Raw genomic sequence first — 21,553 nt, forward strand, 5'->3', positions numbered from 1 at the left:
AACACACCTCAGGCCAGTTTCTCCTTAAGGAAGGCGAGCGTCCTCCCCCAGGCCAGATCGGCCGCCTTCTTGTCGTAGCGCGCGGCCGAGGTGTCGTTGTTGAAGGCGTGGTTGACGCCGTCATAGACATAGACGGTGTATTCGATATGCGCGGCGTCGAGCGCCTTCTTGTAGGCGTCGATGCCGGCATTGATGCGCTCGTCCAGCCCGGCATAATGCAGCAGCAGCGCCGCCTTGATCTTCGGCACATCCTCGGCCTTCGGCTGCATGCCGTAATAGGCGACGCCGGCGCTGAGGTCCGGCGCATTGACGGCGAGCGTGTTCACCGTGCCGCCACCCCAGCAGAAGCCGACCGCGCCGACCTTGCCGTTGCTGTCTTGGTAAGTCTTGAGATAGGCGACCGTCGCTACGCCGTCGGCCGCGACTTGGGCAGCATCGAGCTTGCTGAACATGTCGCGCGCCTTGTCCTCGTCGGCGGGAGTGCCGCCGAGCGGCGACAGGAAGTCCGGCGCCAGCGCGACGAAGCCTTCCAGCGCCACGCGCCGGGCGACGTCGCGGATATGCGCATTGAGCCCCCGGTTCTCATGGACGACGATCACAGTGCCGAGTTTGCCGGACTGGTTCGCCGGCTTGACCAGATAGCCCTTCATCTCGCCGCGGCTGCCGGGATAGGTGATGTCCTCGCCCTTCACCCTCGGATCGTTCTCGGCGACGATCGCCGCCTTGGCCGAATTCGCAGCCAGCATCGGCGCGATCGCGGCGGCCCCCGATCCAGCGAGCCGGGTCAATTGCTCCATGAAGCGCCGCCGGTCCAGCGTCAGATGCGTATATTCGTCATAGGCATCGATCATCGCCTGAGTGATGATGGGCTGCGTGACGACAGGCTTGGCGGCAGGTTCGGTCATGGCTCTCCTCGACGACTGTTTGACGCGCAAGATAGGGTTAGAACGCGCACGGTCCAGTCATCCGCCGGCGGCGGCGGCCCTCGGACCCAACTTCGACCAATGACGATTGCCGGTGGCTTCTGCATCCATCACATTTTGGTCATTTCCGAAAACGTTGATGGTGCTGTCACATTGGGATGGGAAACTGCGGAGCGGCCCCGCCCGGTCCGAACGGCAAAAAGGGGAATGCCGGGAACGTGATGGCCGCTGGCGCAACGCCTTGGCTCAGGCGGCGGCTGTCGTCGCTGCAGGGAGCGCTTGGCGGCGTGGTCGGCGAAAAGGCCGGCGCGATTGGATGTCCTCGTCTACTTGGGCAGCGTGTAAGCCATCACATAGTCGCCCGGCTTGGTGCCGACCGAACCGTGGCCGCCGGCGACAATGACCACGAACTGGCGGCCGTCGGCGACGGTGTAGGTCATCGGTGTCGACTGGCCGCCGGCCGGCAGCCTCGCGCGCCAGAGCTGCTTGCCCGTCGTAAGGTCATATGCGCGCAGATAGTCGTCGACCGCGGCCCCGAGGAAGGCAACGCCACCGGCCGTGATCATCGGCCCGCCGATGCCTGGAACGCCGACCTTGAGCGGCAGGGGCAGCGGCGTCATGTCGTAGACGGTGCCGTTGCGATGCTTGTAGGCGATCTGGCCGGTTCTCAGGTCGACGCCGGCGACATAGCCCCAGGGCGGCGCCTGACAGGGAATGCCGAGTGGCGACAGGAATGGCCCCATCACCACCGCGTAAGGCGCGCCCTCATTGCGGTTGAGCCCTTGCTCGCTGCCCTTGGTGTCGCCGGGCGGCGGCACGTCCGCGCGCGGAATGAGTTTCGACGTGAAAGCGAGATAAGTCGGCATGCCGAACATCACCTGTCGCACCGGGTCGACCGCGACGCCGCCCCAGTTGAACACACCGAAATTGCCGGGATAGACCAGCGTGCCCTGCAGCGAGGGCGGCGTGTAGCGTCCCTCGTAACGCAGTCTCTTCAGTTCGATCCGACACGCCAGCTGATCGAACATGGTGATCCCCCACATGTCGGCGCCGGTCAGCGGCTTCGGGTTGAACGACAGGTCGGAGGACGGCTGCGTCGGCGAGGTATGGTCGCCTTCGATCGCTCCGCCCGGTGCCGGCACTTCCTTCACCGGAATGATCGGTTCGCCAGTGCGCCGATCGAGCACATAAAGATCGCCCTGCTTGGTCGGCCCTACCAGTGCCGGCACCACGCCGCTCCCCGTCGTGATGTCGACCAGCGTCGGCTGCGCCGGCACGTCCATGTCCCACAGGTCGTGATGCACCGTCTGGCGCACCCAGCGCAACTGTCCGGTGTTGAGGTCGAGCGCAGTGATCGAGGAGGAGAATTTTTCGACATCGGCGCTGCGGCCCATGCCGAGCTGGTCGGGCGTCTGGTTGCCGAGCGGCAGGTAGAGCAGGCCAAGCTTCTCGTCGGCGCTCGCCGTTGACCACATGTTGGGCGAGTTGTTGGTGTAGTTCTGCCCCGCCGGCAGCGGCGTCGTCTGATCCGGTTTGCCGGAATCCCAATTCCACAACAGCGCGCCGGTGCCCGCGTCATAGGCGCGGATGACGCCCGACGGCTCCTCGGTCGAATAATTGTCGTTGACCGCGCCGCCGACGATGATCTTGCCGGCGAGGATGAGCGGCGCCGAGGTCGAATAGTAACAGCCCGACTTCGGAAAGGGCATGTTGGCCATCAGGTTCAGCGTGCCGCCTTCGGCGAAGGACGGACAAACTTGCCCGTTCGCGGCATCGAGAGCGATCAGCCGGGCGTCCGAAGTCGGCAGGTAGATGCGTGCCGCGCAGGGCTGGCCCGCCGCGATCTTCGCATCGGCGTAATAGGAAACTCCGCGGCAGGTCTGGTGCTGGCGGTTGGGATCGAGCTTGATCTTCGGGTCGTAGCGCCATTTCTCCTTGCCGGTCGCGGCATCGATCGCGATGGCGAAATTGTGGGGCGTGCAGATGTAGAGCGCATCACCGACCTTGAGTGGCGTTACCTGATAGGTCGTCTCACCGATGTCGTCCGGACCCTTCATGTCGCCGGTGCGGTAGGTCCAGGCCGGCTGCAGCTTGGCGACATTGTCCGGCGTGATCTGAGCGAGCGGCGAGTAACGCTGGCCGAACGGCGTGCGGCCGTAGAAATGCCATTCGCCCGCCGGCATGTCGCCGCCGAGATTGGCCGTCGGCGTCACCTTATCGGTGTTGAGCGTGCCGCCGATGTCCTTCGGATCGGCGGTCATCGAATAGCCGGCCACTGCAAGCGATGCGAGCACCGCCAGGATGAGCGGAGCGCGTCCGTCCGGACCGGTGAATCCCCGCCTGGCCCATGGCGTCAGCAGCCAGAGCGCGATGAGAACGATGATGCCGCCGCGCGGGCCGAGCTGCCACCAATCAAAGCCGGTTTCCCACACCGCCCAGCAGAGCGAGGCGAGCACGATCGCGGCATAGAGCCAGAGCCCTGTCGATCTGCGGCGGAAAACGAGCCAGGCGGTGATCAGGAAGGCCAGTCCGGCAATCAGGTAGTACCAGCTGCCACCCAACGTCACCAGCCAGATGCCGCCGCCGCCGAGGACCAGGCCGATAAGCAAAAGGACGAGGGAGGTGATGGTGACAGCCAAGACGATACTCCTTCGACTGTTGCGCGCTTGCGGCGCCTCTGAGGCAACGGCTTGCCGTCCCTGCCCTGTTGGCAGCTTTCTCTCGCAAGTTGCGCCTGTCAAGGCGGCCCCGAACAGGAACAACTAGAACAAAACGGAGACACTTCTGGCCTTTCGCTGCCGAATCACTACATTCGGGGGCGATGTCCGGCTTTTCGGAAGACATGCCCTTTTTTGACGAACCGAATGCGCGGCCCGCCGCCCCATCCGGCCTTGCCGCGCGCGCCATGGCCGCACGCAACGCGCAGAACCGTGCGCCCGATTATCTGAACGGCCTCAATCCCGAACAGCGGCTCGCTGTTGAAACGACCGAAGGCCCGGTTCTGGTGCTGGCCGGCGCCGGCACCGGCAAGACGCGGGTGCTCACCACGCGAATCGCCCACATCCTTGCCACCGGCAGGGCCTTTCCCTCGCAGATTCTCGCCGTCACCTTCACCAACAAGGCCGCGCGCGAGATGAAGCAGCGCATCGGCTTGCTGATCGGCGAGCAGAATGTCGAGGGCATGCCCTGGCTCGGCACCTTCCACTCGATCGGCGTCAAGCTGCTGCGCCGGCATGCCGAGCTTGCCGGATTGAAATCCGATTTCACCATCCTCGATACCGATGACGTGGTGCGGCTGATCAAGCAGCTGATCCAGGCCGAAAATCTGGACGACAAGCGCTGGCCGGCCAAGACCTTCGCGCAGATGATCGACAACTGGAAGAACAAGGGCCTTGGCCCCGACGAGATTCCGGAAGGCGACGCGCGCAGCTTCGGCAACGGCAAGGGGCGCCAGCTCTACAAGGCCTATCAGGAGCGGCTGCAGACGCTGAATTCCTGCGACTTCGGCGATCTCCTCTATCACCCGATCCGCATCTTCCGCGCCTATCCGGACGTGCTGAAGGACTATCACCGCAAGTTCAAATACATCCTGGTCGACGAGTACCAGGACACCAACACCGCGCAATACATGTGGCTGCGCCTGTTGGCGCAGAGGCCGCAATCCTCCCCCCTTGAGGGGGAGGTGTCCGCGAAGCGGACGGAGGGGGTCGCCGCGGAAGGCGCCGCCCAGTCATCAGGCGCCGGAGCGTCGAGCACTGCCGCGAGGACCCCTCCCGACCGGGCTTCACCCGGCCACCCTCCCCTCAAGGGGGAGGGAAACCGGCGTCAATCCACTGTCAACATTTGCTGCGTCGGCGACGACGACCAGTCGATCTATGGCTGGCGCGGCGCCGAGGTCGACAATATCCTGCGCTTCGACAAGGATTTTCCCGGCGCCACCATCATCAGGCTGGAGCGCAACTACCGCTCCACCGCGCATATACTGGGTGCGGCTTCGCATCTTATCGCCCACAATGAGGGCCGCTTCGGCAAGACGCTGTTCACCGACCGCAACGACCCCGAGGACGATAAGGTGCATGTCCATGCCGCCTGGGATTCGGAGGAAGAGGCGCGCGCCATCGGCGAGGCGATCGAGGCCTACCAGCGGCAAAAGCACAACCTCAACGATATGGCGATCCTGGTGCGCGCGTCCTTCCAGATGCGCGCCTTCGAAGACCGCTTCATCACGCTCGGCTTGAGCTACCGAGTCATCGGCGGTCCGCGCTTCTACGAACGGTTGGAAATCCGCGACGCGCTGGCCTTCTTCCGCGTCGTCGCCAACAGCGGCGACGACCTTGCCTTCGAGCGCATTGTCAACGTGCCGAAGCGCGGGCTCGGCGAAGCCACCATCCGCCAGATCCACGACACCGCGCGCGCCATGCAAATCCCGATGCTTGAGGCCGCGGCGACGCTCGCCGAAAGCGACGAGCTGAAGCCGAAGCCGCGCGCCGCGCTGCGCGAGGTCGCGGCCAGTTTCGAGCGCTGGCAGAAGGCGCTGGAGACCACGCCGCACACCGAGCTCGCCGAGACCATCCTCGAGGAGAGCGGCTACACCGACATGTGGAAGAACGAGCGTTCGGCGGAAGCGCCCGGGCGGCTGGAGAACCTCAAGGAACTGATCCGCTCCATGGAGGAGTATGAATCCCTGCGTTCCTTCCTCGAGCATGTCGCGCTGGTCATGGAGGCCGAGCAGGGCGAATCGCTCGATGCGGTCTCGATCATGACGCTGCATTCGGCGAAAGGGCTTGAATTCGAGACCGTATTCTTGCCCGGCTGGGAGGAAGGTCTGTTCCCGCATCAGCGCGCGCTGGACGAAGGCGGCCGCTCCGGCCTCGAGGAAGAACGCCGCCTCGCCTATGTCGGCCTGACTCGCGCGAAAAAGAACCTGCACGTCTGGTTCGTCTCAAACCGCCAGATCCACGGCCTGTGGCAATCGACCATTCCGTCGCGTTTCGTCAATGAATTGCCGGAAGCCCATGTCGATGTCGCCGACGGCGGCAATTCCTATGGCGGCTACGGCAATCCCTATGGCGGCGGCTCCTTCGCCTCGGGCCGCGGCGGCGGCCGGCAGAATCCCTACGGCGCTTCGCGCTTCGACAATATCGGTGCGGAAAAATCCGGCAGCTTCTCCAACACCTATGCGACGCCCGGCTGGCAGCGCGCGCAGGCGAACCGCACCGAAGCGACCGACCGCAACTGGGGCACACGCTCCGGCCACCAGGTCGAACGCATCGGCTATGGCGAGACCGACAGCGGCTATGGCGCCGGCCGCACCTCGGTGAAAGGCCGCACCATCGAAGGCGAGCTGGTCGCCAAATCGGTCGCCGACACACCTTCGCCATTCAAGCTCGGCGACCGCGTCTTCCACCAGAAATTCGGCAACGGCAATATCGCCGCCATCGACGGCAACAAGCTGACCATCGACTTTGACAAGGCCGGCCAGAAACGTGTGCTGGACGGGTTTGTCATCAGCGTTTGAGCGGCGGCCGCCAACGGATTACCGTCCGAAAACCGCAGCCTCTCAGCGATACCGCGCCTGGTTCCATTTGTGGCCGAGCAGGGACAGGATGATGATCAGCCCGTTGAAGAACTGCACGTAAAAGCCGCTGAGGCCCGCGGCGACGACGCCGGTCTGGATGAACGACACGGTGACCGCGCCGATCGCGCCGCCGACCACTGTACCGATACCGCCCCAGGTCGGCGTGCCGCCGACGAACACCGATGCCAGCACCGGCAGCAGGTAGCCGTCGCCCGCCGTCGGCCACCAGGTGAAGTTGATCATCACCGAGAAGGTTCCGGCGATCGCCGCCCCGATGCCGGTGAAGACGAACACCTTGACCCGGACGCGCTGAACGTCGATGCCCATTTGCTTGGCGCTGTCCGGGTTATCGCCGACCACCTTGACCTGGGCGCCGAAGCGGTGGCGGTTGTAGAGCAGCGCCGAAAACACGACGAAGGCGATCGCCCAGAAGATCTGCACCGGGATGCCCCAGAGCTGGCCGGAGAAGATCGCGTAAGCTGAGCTGTCGGCCAGACTGGTCAGCGCCGTCGACTTGCCCTCGTTGATGATCTGGATCAGCCCGCGCAGCAGGAAGTTCATGCCGAGCGTGGCAATCAGCGACGACAGGCCGCCATAGACCACCAGCGATCCGACCAGGAAGCCGAGCAGCGTGCCGGTGAGAAGCGCCGCGGCGATGCCGAGGAACGGATCGTAGCCGGCCTGCACGACGATCGCGAAGGCCCATGAGGCGAAACCCATCGTCGCCGGGAACGATAGGTCGATCTCGCCGCAGGTGACTACGAAGACCAGCGGCACGACAACGAACAGCGCGACGGGAAGCGTCGTCAGCACCGAGCTGTAAAGATACCAGGTGGTGAAGACGGTCGGGTTGGCGATCATGAAGATTGCCATCATGACGATGAACACGGCGAGCGTGCCTAGCGCCGCGCGATTGTCGAGGACGAAGCCGCGCAGCCAGTGATCGGAAGGATGACTCCACTGCTTGCCTGATTCTGTCGGGCCGCTTGCCCTTCCCAGAGGTGTTTGCAGATCGGGTTCCATGGCCTTGCTCATCACGCTCTCTGCTCCGCTCCGCCCGCCTCGTGTAGCCCTGGCAGGCCACCCGGATGCGCGATCTCTTCCATAAAGTTGATGAGGTCGTCGGCTGACTTGACCTCGCTGCGGTCAGCCGTCAACGCCACCTTGCCGCGGTCGAGCACCACGAAGCGGTCGGCGATGTCGAAGACATGATGAATGTTGTGGCCGATGAACAGGATCGAGCGGCCACTCGCCCGCACCTGGCGCACGAAATGGAAGACCTTGGCGGTCTCAGTCAGCGACAGCGCCGTCGTCGGCTCGTCGAGGATAATCAGCTCCGCCTGCTTGTAGATGGCGCGCGCGATCGCCACACCCTGACGCTCGCCGCCCGAAAGCTGGCCGACGATGGAATGCGGCGTGAACACTTTCGAGGTGAAGCCGATCTCACGCATCAGCCGGCTTGCCTCCTCGATCTCCTTGCCGACCTTGAGCCAGCCCATGAAGCCGGTCACCTCGCGGCCCATGAAGATGTTGCGCACGATCGTTTGCTGCACGGCCAAAGCCCGGTCCTGGAACACCGTCTCGATGCCGGCATCGCGCGAGCGGGCGGCACTCCATCCGGTCACCGGCTTGCCGCGTACGAGGATGTCGCCGCTTGTCGGCTTGACCACGCCGGATAGGATCTTGATCAGCGTCGATTTGCCGGCGCCGTTGTCGCCGATCAAGCCGACCACCTCGCCGCGATCGACGCTGAGGTTGACGCCGCCCAGCGCATAGACCTGGCCGTAGGATTTCTTGATGTCGCGCAGTTCGATGATGCGTTCGCCCATGCGATCCTCGCTTCCAATTGTGTTATCGGCCGCTTGCCGGCGATCCGGTCGGCCGGGCCCAACCCCGACCGACCGCCTGGGAGGTCAACGCAGCGCCTGCTTGGCCAGCTCGGCGACGATCTCGTAATTCTGCGGCGTGACGAAGCCGGCGCCGGTATCGACATTCATCGGCGCCAGACCCAGCACCACCTGCTGGCAAAGGCTCAAGATCGGCAGATAGCCCTGCAGGAAAGGCTGCTGGTCGGCCGTCAGTTGCACCCAGCCGCCCTTGAAGCCTTCGACGATCTGCGGGCTGGTATCGAAGCCGAAGTTGAAGATGTCGCCGGGCTTGCGTCCCGCCGCCTGCATATAGGTGGCGACGTTGCCGAGCATCTGTCCGCCGGGATAGCCGACCGCCTTGACGTCGGGGTGGTTGAGCAGAGCCGCCGTGATCACCGGAATGGCGAGGTTCGGGTCGGACGCCCATTCGCCGCTCGGCGGCGAGGACAGCTGGATCACCTCGACGCCCGCCTCCTTCAGCGCCGCGACCGTGCCGCGCTCGCGCGCGCCGCGATTCTCGTTCTCGAACGGGCCGATCATGATCGCCTTGTCGCCGGCCTTGAGCTTGCCGAGCTTGAACGCCTCGGCGCCGAGCGCGCGGCCCTGCTGCTCCTGCTGCGCGCCGACATAGCCGCCGCCGAACGCTTCCGCCACCTTCGGCACCGGCACGTTCTGGTACATCATCTTGATGCCGTCCTTATGCGCCTGCTCGGCCAGCGGCATGATCGCGGCATCGCCCGGATGGCCCATCATGGCGATGCCTTGCGGCTTGACCGCGACCGCCTCGCGCAATTGCTGCACCATCTTCTCGACATCCCACTGGGAGAAGATGTAGTCGACCTTCGGCCCAAGATCGGCCGCCGCCTGCTTGGCGCCATTGTAGACGATGGTGCCGAAGGCGTCGCCCTCGGCGCCGCCGACGAAAAAGCGGATATGGACGTCCTTGCACCATTGGGCGTCAAGCGCCTTTGCCGGCAAGGTGGAGATCGAGGCGCAGAGCGCCGCGGCAGCCGCCGCGACGGTCGAGCGCAGAACAGTCCTTCTGGTCGTGATGCTCATGCACGTTCCTCCCTTTTGGTCCCTCGCAACAGAGGGTTTCGACGATTGCTTCGGCCGTAGTCTTGGTGGCCGGCTCCTCCCGCCGGCCGGTCCTCACACCGGATTGGGCAGGTAGCTGGCTCCTCCCCTGCACTGCTTCAGATAGTCCAGCGCCCGCACCTGACCGGTCATCTCGAGGTCGCCGCGATAGACCGGGTCGTGCCAGCCTTCGATGTCGATGGCGCCCTTGTAGCCCGCCAGCCGCAATTCGCTGATCACCCGGGCCCAGTCGCTGTCGCCGAAGCCGGGGCTGCGCATCTGCACGAATGGCAGGCGTCCGAACACGCCGTGCTCGCGGATCACGTCCCAGCGCACGGTGGCGTCCTTGCCGTGGACGTGGAAGATGCGCGGCGCCCATTTGCGGATCTGCGGAATCGGGTCGATCAGATAGACGAGCTGGTGGCAGGGCTCCCATTCGAGCCCGAGATTGTCGTCGGGCAATTCGTTGAACATCAGCTCCCAGGCGTCCGGGTTGTGGGCGATGTTCCAGTCGCCGCTCGCCCAGTTGCCGTCCATGGCGCAGTTCTCGAAGGCGATGCGCACGCCCTTGTCGGCGGCGCGCCTGGCCAGCGGCCCCCAGACCTCGCGGAAACGGGGCAGGCTGTCGGTCAGCGGTTTGCCGCGCAGCCGGCCGGTGAAGCCGCAGACCATCGTGGTGCCGAACAGATGTGCGTTGTCGATGACGGTCTCCCACGCCGCGAGCACGCCGCGGTCGACCTCGCCGTTTTCCAGCGGATTGCCGAACACTCCGATCGACGACACGGTGACGTCGGCATCGCCGATCGCTTCGCGGATTTCGCCCGCCAGGCGCTTTAGGTCCTTGCCGCCTAGCGTCTGCCAGAAAAAGGGCTGGATGCTCTCGAAGCCGAGCGGCAGGATCTGTTTCACATAGGCGGCCGGGTCGTCGAGATTGGCTCGCACCATGGTGCCGATCCTGATGTCGAGAAGCGGGTTCGGGATCACGGCGTTTCCTTTGCGATTGCGACGCGGCGTCCGGTCTCGGCGCTTTCGATGGCGCCAAAGACCATGGCTAGGCTTTTGATGTTGTCGGTGCCGCGCGTCTCCGGTTCGGTGCCGGTCTCGATCGCGCGCATGAAATCCTGGATGATGCCGAGATGGCCGTCGACTCTGTCGGCCGCCTCGAGCGCCGGCACCTCGATCGACTGGGTCTTGTCGACGATACCGTCGCGGCCGGACGCAACCACCTCGGCCTTCAACCCGTCATGCCCGTCCCACAACAGGCTGCCGCGCTCGGCGACGATGCGCCAGCTGCCTTCCCAACTCGTGCGGAAACCGTCCGCGCACCAGGAGCCGGCATAGGTGAAGACCTTGCCGCCGCCGAAATCGAACACCGCGCTGGCCGACGAGCCCTGACGGTACCAGGAATTGGCAGGCTCCCACTCCTGGCAATAGACGCCGGCCGGTTCGCCGGCGACCATGTAGCGGGCGGCGTCGAACGTGTGGATCGCCATGTCGAGCAAGAGCACGTGGCGCATCTCCTCGCGAAAGCCGCCGAAATGCGGCGCGACGAAGAAGTCGGCGTGGATGCTGGTCGGCGCGCCGATGGCGCCGGAGGCCAGGAACCGCCTGATCCGCCTGACATTGGCGACGTAGCGCCGGTTCTGAACTACGGCATGGACGCGCCCCGCGCGGCGCGCCGCTTCGATGATGGCGCGCGCATTTTCTGGGCTGTCGGCGAGCGGCTTTTCGGTGAGCAGATGGCAGTTATGGGCAAAGGCCGAAAGCGCGACCTCGCGCCGGGCGGCAGGAACCACGACATCGAACACGGCATCGGGCCGGGTCTGGTCGAGAACGGCATCGAGGCTGGTGCCGATGACGGCACTGGTGAGGTCATACTCGCGCGCCCTCCCCTGAGCCCGGTCGGCATCGAGATCGACAAGGCCGGCAATGGCAAGCCCGTCGATCTGCCTCGCGGCATCGAGCCAGTGCCTGCTCATGGCTCCGCATCCGACCAGGACGATCTTCATCATCCAGCGCTCCTCCTCCGCTCGGCCCCTCCAGGCCGAGTGTCACGGCATTTCCGGCATCACCGTAAACGTTTTTCCGTAAACGTTTACGAGAACACACCCGATGGCGTAGAATGTCAATCACCTGCTCGCGAAAATCGACATCCGCTGCTTGGCCTGAACGCCGGCCGGTGCTAGCGAAGTCAGGGGGAGAACCTGCCTTGGCGTCCAGCATCCACGATCTCGCGCGTCACCTGAACATTTCGATCGGCACCGTGTCGCGCGCGCTGAACGGCCGCGCCGACGTCAATGCGGAGACGCGCCAGCGGGTGCTCGAGGCGGCCAGGAAGCTGAACTATTCGCCCAACCAGTCGGGCCGCAGCCTGCGCCAGGGCGCCACCCGCTCGATCGCCTTCATGCTGCAACCGCATCCCGGCGACCAGCAATATGGCGAGCCGTTCTTCATTCCATTCCTGACCGGCCTGCAGGCGCGGCTCGCCGAGCATGACCTGGATCTGATGGTCGTCATGGGCGAGCCCGGCCAATATCAGCAGGAGAGGCTGCGCCGCGTGGTTGAGACGCGCCGGGCCGACGCGGTCGTGTTGGCCAATACACGGCGGGAAGACGATCGGATCGACTATCTGAGCAAGGCCGGCTTTCCCTTCGCCACGCTTGGCCGAAGTCAATCCGGCGGCGACACCTATCCTTCGCTCGATATCGATTTCGAGAGGGCGGGTGATGAAGCCGTCGACCGGCTGGTCGCGCGCGGCCACCGCCGCATAGCTGCCATCCGCCCTTCGCTTGATCTCAACTTCGGCTACCTGTTCCTCGACGGCTACCGCAAGGCTCTGAAGCGGCACGGCATCGAAGTCGACCCCGGCCTGATCGCCGACGGCTTCATCAACGAGACCGGCGGCTACCAGGTGACGCCGCGTGTCATGCTCTCCAAGGACCGGCCGACAGCCATCATCTTCAACAATGACGCGATGGCGCTCGGCGGCTGCAAGGCACTGGCCGAGATGGGCATCAGGCCCGGCCACGACATCGCGGTGATCGTCATCGTCGACACGCCGCTCTGCCGCTATTTCTCGCCGACGCTGACCGCCTTCCGTCCGGCGCTGGAGCCGATGGGCCGGCGGCTGGCCGAGATGCTGCTGGCGTCACTCCCGGCCCATGCCGGTCCGGAGGGGCCACGCACGATCCGCGAAGTCTGGCCGCTGGAGCTCGTCGCGCGAGAGAGCGATTGAGCGCCCTCTCCTTCTCCCCTTGCGGGAGAAGGTGTCGCCGAAGGCGACGGATGAGGGGAGCTCCAGGGAAAGCCAACGTCTCGCTCCGCTGGAACACCCTCATCCGTCTCGGCGCTGCGCGCCGATCCACCTTCTCCCACAAGGGGAGAAGGCAAGTACCCCCCTCCTGTCACGCAAGTATCATGTTCGCGTCCTAGACCCGATGTGACGCCATTCCGGCTCTGCTCGTCACATGGGGGACATCATGAAGCACCTCAACCGAACCGTCGCGCTTGGCGCGGCACTCGCCCTGTTCACCGTGCTGAGCCCTGCGCTCGCCGAGGGTGTTGGCTATGTCAACAAAGGGCTAGTCGGCGTTGGCCGCATCCCCGCCAGCCAGAAGGACAAGTTCGGCGAGACCTTTGGTTCGGGCTCCGGCATGGCGATCGACGCCAAGAGCTGGGCGCGTGACGGCGCCGGCTACAAAGGCTCGCTCTGGCTGCTGCCGGACCGCGGCTACAACGTCGCCGGCACCACCGACTACCGGCCCCGCTTGAACACAATTGCAATCGAGCTGACCCCGACCGCCCCGGGCGCGGCGCCCGCCGCCGGCCAGGAACAGTCGGGCGTCAAGGCAACGCTCGCCGACACCATGCTTCTGACCGACGACAAGGGCGCCGACGCCACCGGCCTCGACCCGCTCAACGGCGTGCGCCCCGCTGCCGGCGACATGCCGATCCTGCCGCAGGCCGGCAACGGCAAGCTTTCGCTCGACGACGAGGCGATCGTGCGCCTGCCCGACGGCACCATGTTCATTTCCGACGAATATGGCCCCAACATCTATCGCTTTTCGGCCGACGGCCGCCTGATCTCGGCGACGCAGCCGCCGGCGGCCCTGGTGCCGATGCGCCATGGCAAGCCGAACTTCGCTTCCGACAATCCTGGCCCGGGTGCCGCCGAGCCGGATCCCAAGGATCCCGAGACCGGCCGCCAGAACAATCAGGGCCTCGAAGGCATGTCGATGACGCCGGACGGCAAGTTCCTGATCGCCGTGCTGCAGTCGGCGCCGCGCCAGGATGGCGGCGATTCCGGGTCGACCCGCCGGAATGCCCGCGCGCTGGTCTATGACGGCTCCGACCTTGCCCACCTCAAGCTGGCGCACGAATATGTGGTGCCGCTGCCGGTGTTCAAGGACGCCAAGGGCAAGACCAAGGTGGCCGCGCAGAGCGAGATCGTGGCGCTGTCCGACAAGAGCTTTCTGATGCTGGCACGCGACAGCGGCAACGGCCAGGGGCTGAAGGACGCCGAGTCGGTCTACCGCAAGATCGAGGTCGTAGACCTTTCCGCCGCTACCGATATCGCCAACGGCCCGTTCGACGCCGCCGACAAGCCGGTTGCGCCGAAAGGCGTGCTCGATCCGTCGGTGACGCCGGCCAAGCTCACCTCGTTCATCGACATCAACGACAAGGGCGAACTCGGCCGTTTCGGCCTGCACAACGGCGCGCCGAACGACAGGAACAACCTCTCGGAGAAGTGGGAGGCGATGTCGCTGGTGAGCGTGCTGGACCCGAAGCTGCCCGACGACTATTTCCTGTTCGTCGCGAACGACAACGACTTTCTGACCCAGGACGGCTTCCAGGTCGGCGCCCCGTACAAGGCCGAGGATGGCGCCGATGTCGACACCACCTTCCTGGTCTATCAGGTTACCCTGCCCGGCCTGTCGGGGAACAGTCTCGCCGCAAACTAGTTGCGAAGGCATCTGGCCCAGCCCCAACGGATGCAGAAGCATCAGGCTGCGATACCATCGCGGGCCTGATGCATCTTCGGTGCCCGCCATGGACGACAACAAGCCCGCTCGCCGGGGACCGGCGACCTGACAAGCGGCCCCATCTCCGAGGACCCTCCGGCCGCAGGCGAGCCGCTGGACACCGGGTTCGGCGTGCCGCGCCGGCGCGCCAATCTCGTCGAGACACCGAACGGGTGAACTATCGCGCGTATCTGGCGCCGAACCCGAGCGCCACCAGCGAGAAGATGGTGATCATGCCGGCGAAGGCCAGGCTTGCCACCGTCGCGCTCGTCCAACCCGACAGCACGCCGATGCCGATGACCGGCAGCGCATTGCCGCAGAAGCAGCAGATGAAGAAGGCCGAGACCACTTCGGCGCGTCGGTCGCCCGGCGCGATCTGGTTCACCACCTGCAGGCCACCGCGATAGCCGAGTGCCGCCGCCACGCCGCAAAAGCCTGTGGCAACGATCATCATCGTCATGGAGGCGAAGGCCTGCGCCGCGACGATCAGCGCCACGGTCGGGACCATCAGAACTAGCGCGGCGAGCATCGTGAAGCGACTGGACAGGCGCGCTGTCGCCAGGATCGCCGCCGCTGCCACGATCGACAGTTCGAAGAACAGCCCGCCGGCCTCGGAGTGGTTGGTCGCATGGAGCTGCTGTGCCAGAATGCTTGGCGCGAGCGCGGCGTAGAAACCGACCAGCGCCATGGCGCCGAAGCCGGTCACCGCCGGCGCCACGAATTGCGCGCGGATTTTGTCGGGGACCGAAAGCCGCGGCTGCATTGAGACGTCGGAGAGTCGTCCGGGCCTGGAGACTGTTTCCTGAGTGCGCCAGATCAGCAGCGTGATCAGCGCAAGCAGGACCAGATAAACGGCAAATGTCAGCCTGAGCGGCCAAGGCGCGTATTGGGCGAGCAATCCCGACATCAGTGCGCCGACCCCGAGACCGACGAAATTGGTGCTGGTAGCGATGACAGCCGCGCGTGACTTGTCCTCCCCTTCGATCAGCTCAGCGAGCCAAGCGGTGCCGGTTCCCGCGCCGATCCCGATGCCGAGCCCGCTGAGGATACGGGCGATGTCGAGCCACATCAGGTTTTCAGCCAAGAGGAAAAACAGCGCGCTGACCACGGCCACGCCCATCGCCGCCATGGCTGCCGGACGGCGACCGATGACATCCGACAATCGGCCGAAAAACAGAAGTGCGGCCAAATTGCCGACCACATAGACGGCATAGACCAATGTCAGGGTGATCTGCGAGAACCCGAAGGCTTGTTTATAGATGACATAGAGTGGCGTCAGAGCCGTGCTGCCGGCAAACAGTGCAGCTATCATAGCGGCAACCGCGGCTCTTGCGACACCGCCGCCAAGTTCGTTGTCGCGCTTCATGGTTTGAGTGTAGCCGGCCATCGCGACCTCCGCTTGGTTGCAAGCCCAACGTCCGCGCAATTGCGGCTGTTCCGAATGCCGAACGCTCTCCTGACAGTTATGGCAGTATGGTCTCGCGCGAAATCCTCCCGTAACGTTCGTTAAACGAGGAGGGAAGAACCATGGGCAAGGGCCGGGTCGAAGCCTTCACCGATGGCGTTGTCGCTATCATCATCACGATCATGGTGCTGGAGCTTAAAGTGCCGCATGGCGAGGACCTTGCCGCGCTGGCGCCGCTTTGGCCGATCTTCTTCTGCTACGTCTTGTCCTTCATCAATGTCGGCATTTACTGGAACAATCTGCACAACATGTTCCATACCGTGCAGCGTGTCGACGGCCGGGTGCTGTGGGCCAACCTCAACCTCCTGTTCTGGCTGTCGCTGATGCCGGTGACGACCGCCTTCATGGGCGAGAACCACTTCGCCCCGGTGCCGGTCGCCGTCTACGGCATCGACCTCGCGCTTTGCGCCGTTGCCTATACCATCCTGGTCTTCAAGCTTCTTCGCCAGAGCCGTGGGCCATGACCGCAAGGGTAACATTTCGCTGGCGTTCTACATTGCCGCCATTCTGCTGACCTCGTTCAGCCAGTGGATCAGCGTGGCGATCTACGTCCTGGTGGCAATTATCTGGTTCACTCCGGACAGGCGGTTCGAGCGTCTCGTGGAAAGATAGCGGGTTCTTACTGCCGCATCGCTTTCAGTTTTTCTGCCGCCGAGGCGGCAAGGTCGGCATAGCGCTCTTCCAGCCGCTCTGCGGCCTTGATGACGGGAAAGTCATGGCCGAACTTCTCCAGCGCCAAGCGCAGCTTTTCCGCGAAGTCCGCCTGTTGCTCCAGTGCCGAAAACAGGGTCTTGACCTGCGCCTCGCTGATATCGGGGTTGGCGAGCATCTTCGGCACATCCCGGCCCATCTGTTCGCCGGTGGCGGTCTGCTCCTTCAGGATTCCGATCCAATCGGTCAATGCCGAACTCCTTTTCCGGCAGCATGCGCGGGGCAAGCTGCTGCGGTCAACCCATTGGCGGTACCGCCGTCGATGATTGCAGCGATCAAGGCTTGCCTCGCCCCTGACCGGCGTTAAGTTCGGCTCGACCCGGAATAAGGACATCAACCATGACCAGCGACGCCGAAATCCAGACCGCCCTGCCCGCTTTCGCCTCCGGCAATGTCGCCGTCATCACCGGCGGCGCCAGCGGCATAGGCCTGGCCGCCGCGAAGCGCTTCGCGGCCATGGGCATGAAGACCGTGCTTGCCGACATAGGCGGCGTGCGCCTCGACCAGGCCCGGCAGGCGGTCGCCGTCATTGCCGGGGACGATGCCGTTCTCCCTATCCCCACCGACGTCTCCAAGGCCGAGGAAGTCGACCGGCTCGCGGACCTCGCCTACGGTGCATTCGGTGCGATTTCGGTAATGATGAACAATGCCGGCGTCGGCAACAATCCCGGCAAGCCGTGGGAAAATCGTGAAGCCTGGAAACGGCTGCTGGACATCAATTTCTGGGGCGTCGTGCATGGTGTCGAGGCCTTTGCGCCGCGCATGCTGGCTGCGGGCGAGCCCGGCCTGATCATCAACACCGGATCCAAGCAAGGCATCACCACGCCGCCCGGCAATCTCGCCTACAACGTCTCCAAGGCGGGCGTGAAGACCTTCACCGAGGGCCTGGCCCATGCGTTGCGCAACGAGCCTGGAGCGAAGCTTTCCGCGCATTTGCTGATCCCCGGCTTCACCTATACCGGCCTGACCGAGGGCGCGACGGAAAAGCCGGCCGGCGCCTGGACGGGCGAGCAGGTGATCGATTTCATGCTGGCATCGCTCAAGCAGGACGACTTCTACATCCTTTGCCCGGACAACGAGGTCGCTCGGCCCATGGATGAAAAGCGCATGGCCTGGGCGATCGGCGACATCATCGAAAACCGCCCCGCTTTGTCGCGCTGGCATCCGGATCACAAGGACGCTTTCGCCGCCTTTATGAACCGCTGACGGGCCGTTCAGGCGGCGCCTTCCTCTTAGAGCTTGCCTTCCGTGGCACGGTCTTGTTGGCGGCCGCCTCAGCGATCTTGCGGTCGCGCCCGGAACCGTTTTTTATCGTCATAGCCTGCTTGGCCGCTGTTTCGGCGATTTTGCGGTCGTGCCGTTTTGCCGCCGCTTCGCATTTGGCGCGGATCTCCTCGACCTCCGATTCCGTCAGGTGCTCGATGCCGATGAAATGGTTGTGGGCCTCGCTGACGCGAATCAACTCGTCGAGCTTGGTCTGGATTGCGGCGCCATCGCGGTTCTGCGTGTTCTGGATCAGGAACACCATCAGGAAGGTGATGATGGTTGTCCCGGTGTTGATCACCAGTTGCCAGGTATCCGAGAAGCCGAAGACCGGGCCAGTCGCGGCCCAGATCACTACGATCAGAACGCAGACGGCAAAAGTCAAAGGCATACCGGCCAGGTGAGCCACCCAATTGGCAACCTTGGTGAAAAGCTTTTCGATCATCCATTCCTCACAAAACGCAAGAGCGCGGCATTTCGAGAGAAACAAGGGCCGGCCTCTCCGGTTCCCGCCGGCCCGATTTTCCGCCTGCAATCGCATACACGCGAGAGGCGCATGCCGACGAAAAAACACCTTATGCGTTGTTGCCATGGTGCCGGTGCAGGTCGAAAAGCCTGCTCGTTCCGCTTCACGGCGGCTTACCTCCGGCCCCTTCAGCTGCTCCCCCCGCATGGCGGAGGGGCGCTTCACGGGTTCAGGTCGCGGCGTTTTCCCAACGATCGAGGAAGGCCTCGATCGGCAACGACTGCATGTCCGGGATCGCCCTGGCGAGTTTTTCCGGCGTCCAGTCCCACCAGGCGAGGTCTTCAATGCGCGCCGCCACGTCGGCGCTAAAGCGCTGGCGCAAGGGTTTGGCCGGAACGCCGGCGACGACAGCGTAAGGCGGCACGTCCTGCGTCACCACCGCGTTGGCACCGATGACGGCACCATTGCCGATCGTGATGCCTGGCATGATGACGGCGCCATGGCCGATCCAGACATCGTGCCCGATGCTGACCGGCTTTGCCTGCCGCCGCTCTCGAAATGCCGCGTCGACGCCAAGCCAGCGGAAATATTCGTTGGGCCGGTAGCTCACCTTGTGCTGGGTCAGCCGCTCGATCGGATGCTCGAGCGCGTTGATACGGCTGTTGGCGGCGATGGAGCAGAACTTGCCGATCGTCGTGTAGATCGCTTCCGAATGACGCTCGAAATAGGAAAAATCGCCGACCGTCACGTCGCGCAGGATCACCCGCTCGCCGACCGATGCATAACGGCCAAGCTTGCACCCCTTCAGCTCCGCGGTCGGATGGATGCGCGGCTCGGGATCTTTCGCGACGAGATGTTCAGGACGATCCATGGCGCGGCTTTACGCCTGAGCGATTGGCCCCGCAAGCGTGACCAATCATCCGGGCGGATCGGAGCCTATTGCGGCTTGCCCTTGGTCCACACGACGTTCTGGCCATAGAGCGGCACGGTCGTGACCGACATCTTCGCCGAGCCGTTCTGGACCTGGCGCGAGTGCGAGAGATAGATCAGCGTCTCGTTCTTCTTGTCGTAGATGCGGTTCACCACCTGTTTCTTCCAGATCAGGCTGAGGCCCTGCTTGAACACCTCTTCGCCGCGCTCGCTCATGTCGATGTCGCCGATGGTGATCGGCCCGGTCTGGCGGCAGGAGATCGACGAGTCCGACGGATCCTCGAACCAGTTGCCCTTGTGCAACCGATCGATGATGCTGCGGTCGAAATAGGCGACGTGGCAGGTGACGCCGTCGACCTTTGGATCCTTGATCGCGTCGATCATGATGTCGTTGCCGACCCAGTCGACGCCGACCTTGCCGACCTCGTCCGCCATCGCTGCGCCGGCGCCGAGGGCAATGCAGGCGGCAATCAAGCCGATCAGTTTTCGCAAGGAAGCCTCCTCGGGTTTTGCGTTTAGCCGATGTCAGGTGGGACAGGACAATGGCATTTGCAAGCCATTCGATGATCGTCGCGATGGAGGCGGCAGGTCTCGTGGTTGCGGCAACGCGACCTCTTTGCGCGCGCGCCGCCAAACCGCTAAGACTGTCGCCGAACAGGCTCGCGCCGGATCCGCCGGGCCGCGACGATCGCGACGGATAGTTTCTGATGATGCGCTCAATTCTGGTCGGCATCCTCGTACTGATGGCGGCGGGCATCGGCTGGCTCACTTTCGACTGGTATCGCGGCCATTATGGCGGCCAGCCCTACGGCGCACCGTTCACACTGATCGACCAGAAGAGCGCGCCGATCACCGAGGCCGCGTTCCGGGGCCACCCAAGCGTCGTCTTCTTCGGCTTCACGCATTGTCCGGAAGTCTGCCCGACAACGCTGTTCGAAATGGCCGGCTGGCTGAAGACGATGGGCGACAGCGGCAAGAACCTCAACGCCTACTTCGTCACGGTCGACCCGGAGCGGGACACGCCGCAGATCATCAATTCCTACGTCGGCAACTTCTCCGACCGCATCACCGGCATCACCGGCGATCCGGACAAGGTGCATGCAATGGCCAAGGCCTTCGGCATCTATTGGAAGAAGGTCGACACCGGCGACGGCGATTACACGATGGACCACACGGCCTCCGTGCTGCTCCTCAACGCCAAGGGCGAGTTCGCCGGCACCATCGCCTATGGCGAAAGCGCCGACACGGCTATTGCGAAGCTGAAGCGGCTCGCAGCAGGCGGCCAGGCGTGATCCCGAACCGAAGGTTTGCGTAGCAACAAGTGGAACCGGTTCTCGGAAATGATCACGCTCAAACATGAGTCGCCCTGATGGGGCAGACCAGGTTCCATTTCACCGCGGGCAAGGCCGAGGCTGACCGCATCTTCGCGGCGCTTGATGCAGCCTTCGAGGACGAAGGCCTGCCGCTTGCCGTGCTGGAGGTCGACGAGGCCAATGACATCCACGAAGTGTCGCTCTATGCCGATGGCGATGTCGATGCCGTCGCAGTCCGGATCAACCGCATACTCGCGGACCTCGCCCTGCCGAAGCAGGTCGAGCGCGAGGCGCTCCCCGACATCGACTGGGTTGCACGCTCGCTCGAAGGACTGAAGCCGGTCCGCGCCGGGCGTTTCTTTGTCCACGGCGCGCATGATCGCGACAAGCGCCGCAGCGGTGACCTCGCCATTGAGATCGAGGCGGGTCTTGCCTTCGGCACCGGCCATCACGGCACCACGGCCGGCTGCCTCGAACTGCTGGAACAGGTGGTGCTGCGCGAACGCCCCGGCAACGCGCTCGACCTCGGCACCGGCAGTGCCGTGCTGGCGATAGCGCTGGCCAAGCACGCGCACATTCCGGTGCTGGCGACCGACATCGATCCGGTCGCCGTTCGCGTCGCTGCGACCAATGCGCGACTGAACCAAGTGAAGGCGCTTGTCGAGACGGTGACGGCGCCCGGCTTCCACCATCCGATCTTCGCCAGGCGCGCGCCCTTCGACCTCATCGTCGCCAATATCCTGGCGCGCCCGCTGATGCGGTTGGCGCCCGAGATGGCCAGGCACATCAGGCTCGGCGGCTCGCTGGTGCTCTCCGGCATTCTCGACCGTCAGCGCGATGCGGTGATCTCGGCCTATGTCGGCCAGAGCTTCCGCCACGTCCGCACCTTGCACCGCGAGGGCTGGGTGACCATCCACCTCAAGCGCTGAAAACCAGAT

The 21,553-nt window shown here is 64.4% G+C and carries 20 protein-coding genes; 8 read left to right on the forward strand and 12 right to left on the reverse strand.

Translation table 11 applies throughout. From position 1 onward, the window contains the following. Positions 1–8 precede the first annotated feature (8 nt). Both CK221_RS20330 and CK221_RS20335 read right to left on the reverse strand, forming a co-directional pair. Positions 9–905, reverse strand: coding sequence for a dienelactone hydrolase family protein (locus CK221_RS20330; protein ID WP_095779020.1), 897 nt, complete (start codon positions 903–905; stop codon positions 9–11). Between the two features lie 344 nt (positions 906–1,249). After that, complete coding sequence (locus tag CK221_RS20335; RefSeq protein ID WP_095779021.1) at positions 1,250–3,562, reverse strand: glucose/quinate/shikimate family membrane-bound PQQ-dependent dehydrogenase; 2,313 nt, start codon at positions 3,560–3,562, stop codon at positions 1,250–1,252. Between the two features lie 182 nt (positions 3,563–3,744). Here CK221_RS20335 and CK221_RS20340 point away from each other — a divergent pair, with 182 nt between their 5' ends. Beyond that, positions 3,745–6,441: a UvrD-helicase domain-containing protein gene (locus tag CK221_RS20340; RefSeq protein ID WP_095779022.1), complete on the forward strand. Its 2,697-nt coding sequence runs from the start codon at positions 3,745–3,747 to the stop codon at positions 6,439–6,441. 42 nt (positions 6,442–6,483) lie between these two features. On the opposite strand, the gene CK221_RS20345 is transcribed toward CK221_RS20340, so the two are convergent. From CK221_RS20345 to CK221_RS20365, 5 genes are all read right to left on the reverse strand, one after another. Further along, positions 6,484–7,536, reverse strand: a complete 1,053-nt coding sequence (locus tag CK221_RS20345) for an ABC transporter permease (RefSeq protein WP_095779023.1) — start codon at positions 7,534–7,536, stop codon at positions 6,484–6,486. Then, positions 7,536–8,330: an ATP-binding cassette domain-containing protein gene (locus CK221_RS20350; protein ID WP_095779024.1), complete on the reverse strand. Its 795-nt coding sequence runs from the start codon at positions 8,328–8,330 to the stop codon at positions 7,536–7,538. Before CK221_RS20350 ends, CK221_RS20345 begins: the two co-directional genes overlap by 1 nt. An 84-nt stretch (positions 8,331–8,414) precedes the next feature. Beyond that, a complete protein-coding gene (locus CK221_RS20355; RefSeq protein ID WP_095779025.1) occupies positions 8,415–9,428 on the reverse strand; it encodes a substrate-binding domain-containing protein in 1,014 nt (337 codons plus the stop codon). A 93-nt stretch (positions 9,429–9,521) separates the two neighbouring features. Further along, positions 9,522–10,430: a sugar phosphate isomerase/epimerase gene (locus CK221_RS20360; RefSeq protein WP_095779026.1), complete on the reverse strand. Its 909-nt coding sequence runs from the start codon at positions 10,428–10,430 to the stop codon at positions 9,522–9,524. Continuing rightward, a complete protein-coding gene (locus tag CK221_RS20365; RefSeq protein ID WP_095779027.1) occupies positions 10,427–11,458 on the reverse strand; it encodes a Gfo/Idh/MocA family oxidoreductase in 1,032 nt (343 codons plus the stop codon). Before CK221_RS20365 ends, CK221_RS20360 begins: the two co-directional genes overlap by 4 nt. A 197-nt stretch (positions 11,459–11,655) precedes the next feature. Here CK221_RS20365 and CK221_RS20370 point away from each other — a divergent pair, with 197 nt between their 5' ends. Both CK221_RS20370 and CK221_RS20375 read left to right on the forward strand, forming a co-directional pair. After that, on the forward strand, positions 11,656–12,681 hold the full coding sequence (locus CK221_RS20370) for a LacI family DNA-binding transcriptional regulator (RefSeq protein ID WP_066990814.1): 1,026 nt from the start codon (positions 11,656–11,658) through the stop codon (positions 12,679–12,681). A gap of 244 nt (positions 12,682–12,925) precedes the next feature. Next, a complete protein-coding gene (locus CK221_RS20375) occupies positions 12,926–14,407 on the forward strand; it encodes an esterase-like activity of phytase family protein (RefSeq protein ID WP_095779094.1) in 1,482 nt (493 codons plus the stop codon). A 238-nt stretch (positions 14,408–14,645) separates the two neighbouring features. Here CK221_RS20375 and CK221_RS20380 read toward each other — a convergent pair whose 3' ends face one another. Continuing rightward, positions 14,646–15,854: an MFS transporter gene (locus tag CK221_RS20380; RefSeq protein ID WP_095779028.1), complete on the reverse strand. Its 1,209-nt coding sequence runs from the start codon at positions 15,852–15,854 to the stop codon at positions 14,646–14,648. A 140-nt stretch (positions 15,855–15,994) separates the two neighbouring features. On the opposite strand from CK221_RS20380, the gene CK221_RS20385 reads away from it, so the two are divergent. Continuing rightward, positions 15,995–16,396, forward strand: coding sequence for a TMEM175 family protein (locus CK221_RS20385; protein ID WP_245430691.1), 402 nt, complete (start codon positions 15,995–15,997; stop codon positions 16,394–16,396). A 155-nt stretch (positions 16,397–16,551) separates the two neighbouring features. Here the strand turns inward: CK221_RS20385 and CK221_RS20390 are convergent, their stop codons facing one another. After that, positions 16,552–16,833 (reverse strand): hypothetical protein, encoded by a 282-nt coding sequence (locus CK221_RS20390; protein WP_066990806.1) that lies wholly within the window; start codon positions 16,831–16,833, stop codon positions 16,552–16,554. A 149-nt stretch (positions 16,834–16,982) separates the two neighbouring features. On the opposite strand from CK221_RS20390, the gene CK221_RS20395 reads away from it, so the two are divergent. Further along, entirely contained in the window at positions 16,983–17,849 is an 867-nt protein-coding gene (locus CK221_RS20395; protein WP_095779029.1) for an SDR family NAD(P)-dependent oxidoreductase, read from the forward strand. On the opposite strand, the gene CK221_RS20400 is transcribed toward CK221_RS20395, so the two are convergent. The 3 genes from CK221_RS20400 to CK221_RS20410 form a co-directional block, all read right to left on the reverse strand. Beyond that, positions 17,836–18,351: a low affinity iron permease family protein gene (locus CK221_RS20400; protein ID WP_066990799.1), complete on the reverse strand. Its 516-nt coding sequence runs from the start codon at positions 18,349–18,351 to the stop codon at positions 17,836–17,838. The genes CK221_RS20395 and CK221_RS20400 overlap by 14 nt on opposite strands. Before the next feature lie 250 nt (positions 18,352–18,601). Further along, positions 18,602–19,243, reverse strand: coding sequence for a DapH/DapD/GlmU-related protein (locus CK221_RS20405; protein WP_095779030.1), 642 nt, complete (start codon positions 19,241–19,243; stop codon positions 18,602–18,604). A 65-nt stretch (positions 19,244–19,308) separates the two neighbouring features. Then, complete coding sequence (locus tag CK221_RS20410; RefSeq protein WP_095779095.1) at positions 19,309–19,737, reverse strand: CreA family protein; 429 nt, start codon at positions 19,735–19,737, stop codon at positions 19,309–19,311. A gap of 107 nt (positions 19,738–19,844) precedes the next feature. Between CK221_RS20410 and CK221_RS30355 the strand changes: the two genes are divergently transcribed. From CK221_RS30355 to CK221_RS20420, 3 genes are all read left to right on the forward strand, one after another. Next, the gene (locus CK221_RS30355; protein WP_179295172.1) at positions 19,845–20,003 is read left to right on the forward strand and encodes a hypothetical protein; all 159 of its coding nucleotides are present in this window, start codon (positions 19,845–19,847) and stop codon (positions 20,001–20,003) included. Positions 20,004–20,009: 6 nt separating this feature from the next. Next, positions 20,010–20,594, forward strand: coding sequence for an SCO family protein (locus CK221_RS20415; protein WP_066990790.1), 585 nt, complete (start codon positions 20,010–20,012; stop codon positions 20,592–20,594). Between the two features lie 77 nt (positions 20,595–20,671). Then, complete coding sequence (locus tag CK221_RS20420) at positions 20,672–21,544, forward strand: 50S ribosomal protein L11 methyltransferase (protein ID WP_095779031.1); 873 nt, start codon at positions 20,672–20,674, stop codon at positions 21,542–21,544. Positions 21,545–21,553 lie beyond the last annotated feature (9 nt).

Origin of the sequence: Mesorhizobium sp. WSM3868 (assembly GCF_002294785.1) — a bacterium.
GTDB lineage: Bacteria > Pseudomonadota > Alphaproteobacteria > Rhizobiales > Rhizobiaceae > Mesorhizobium.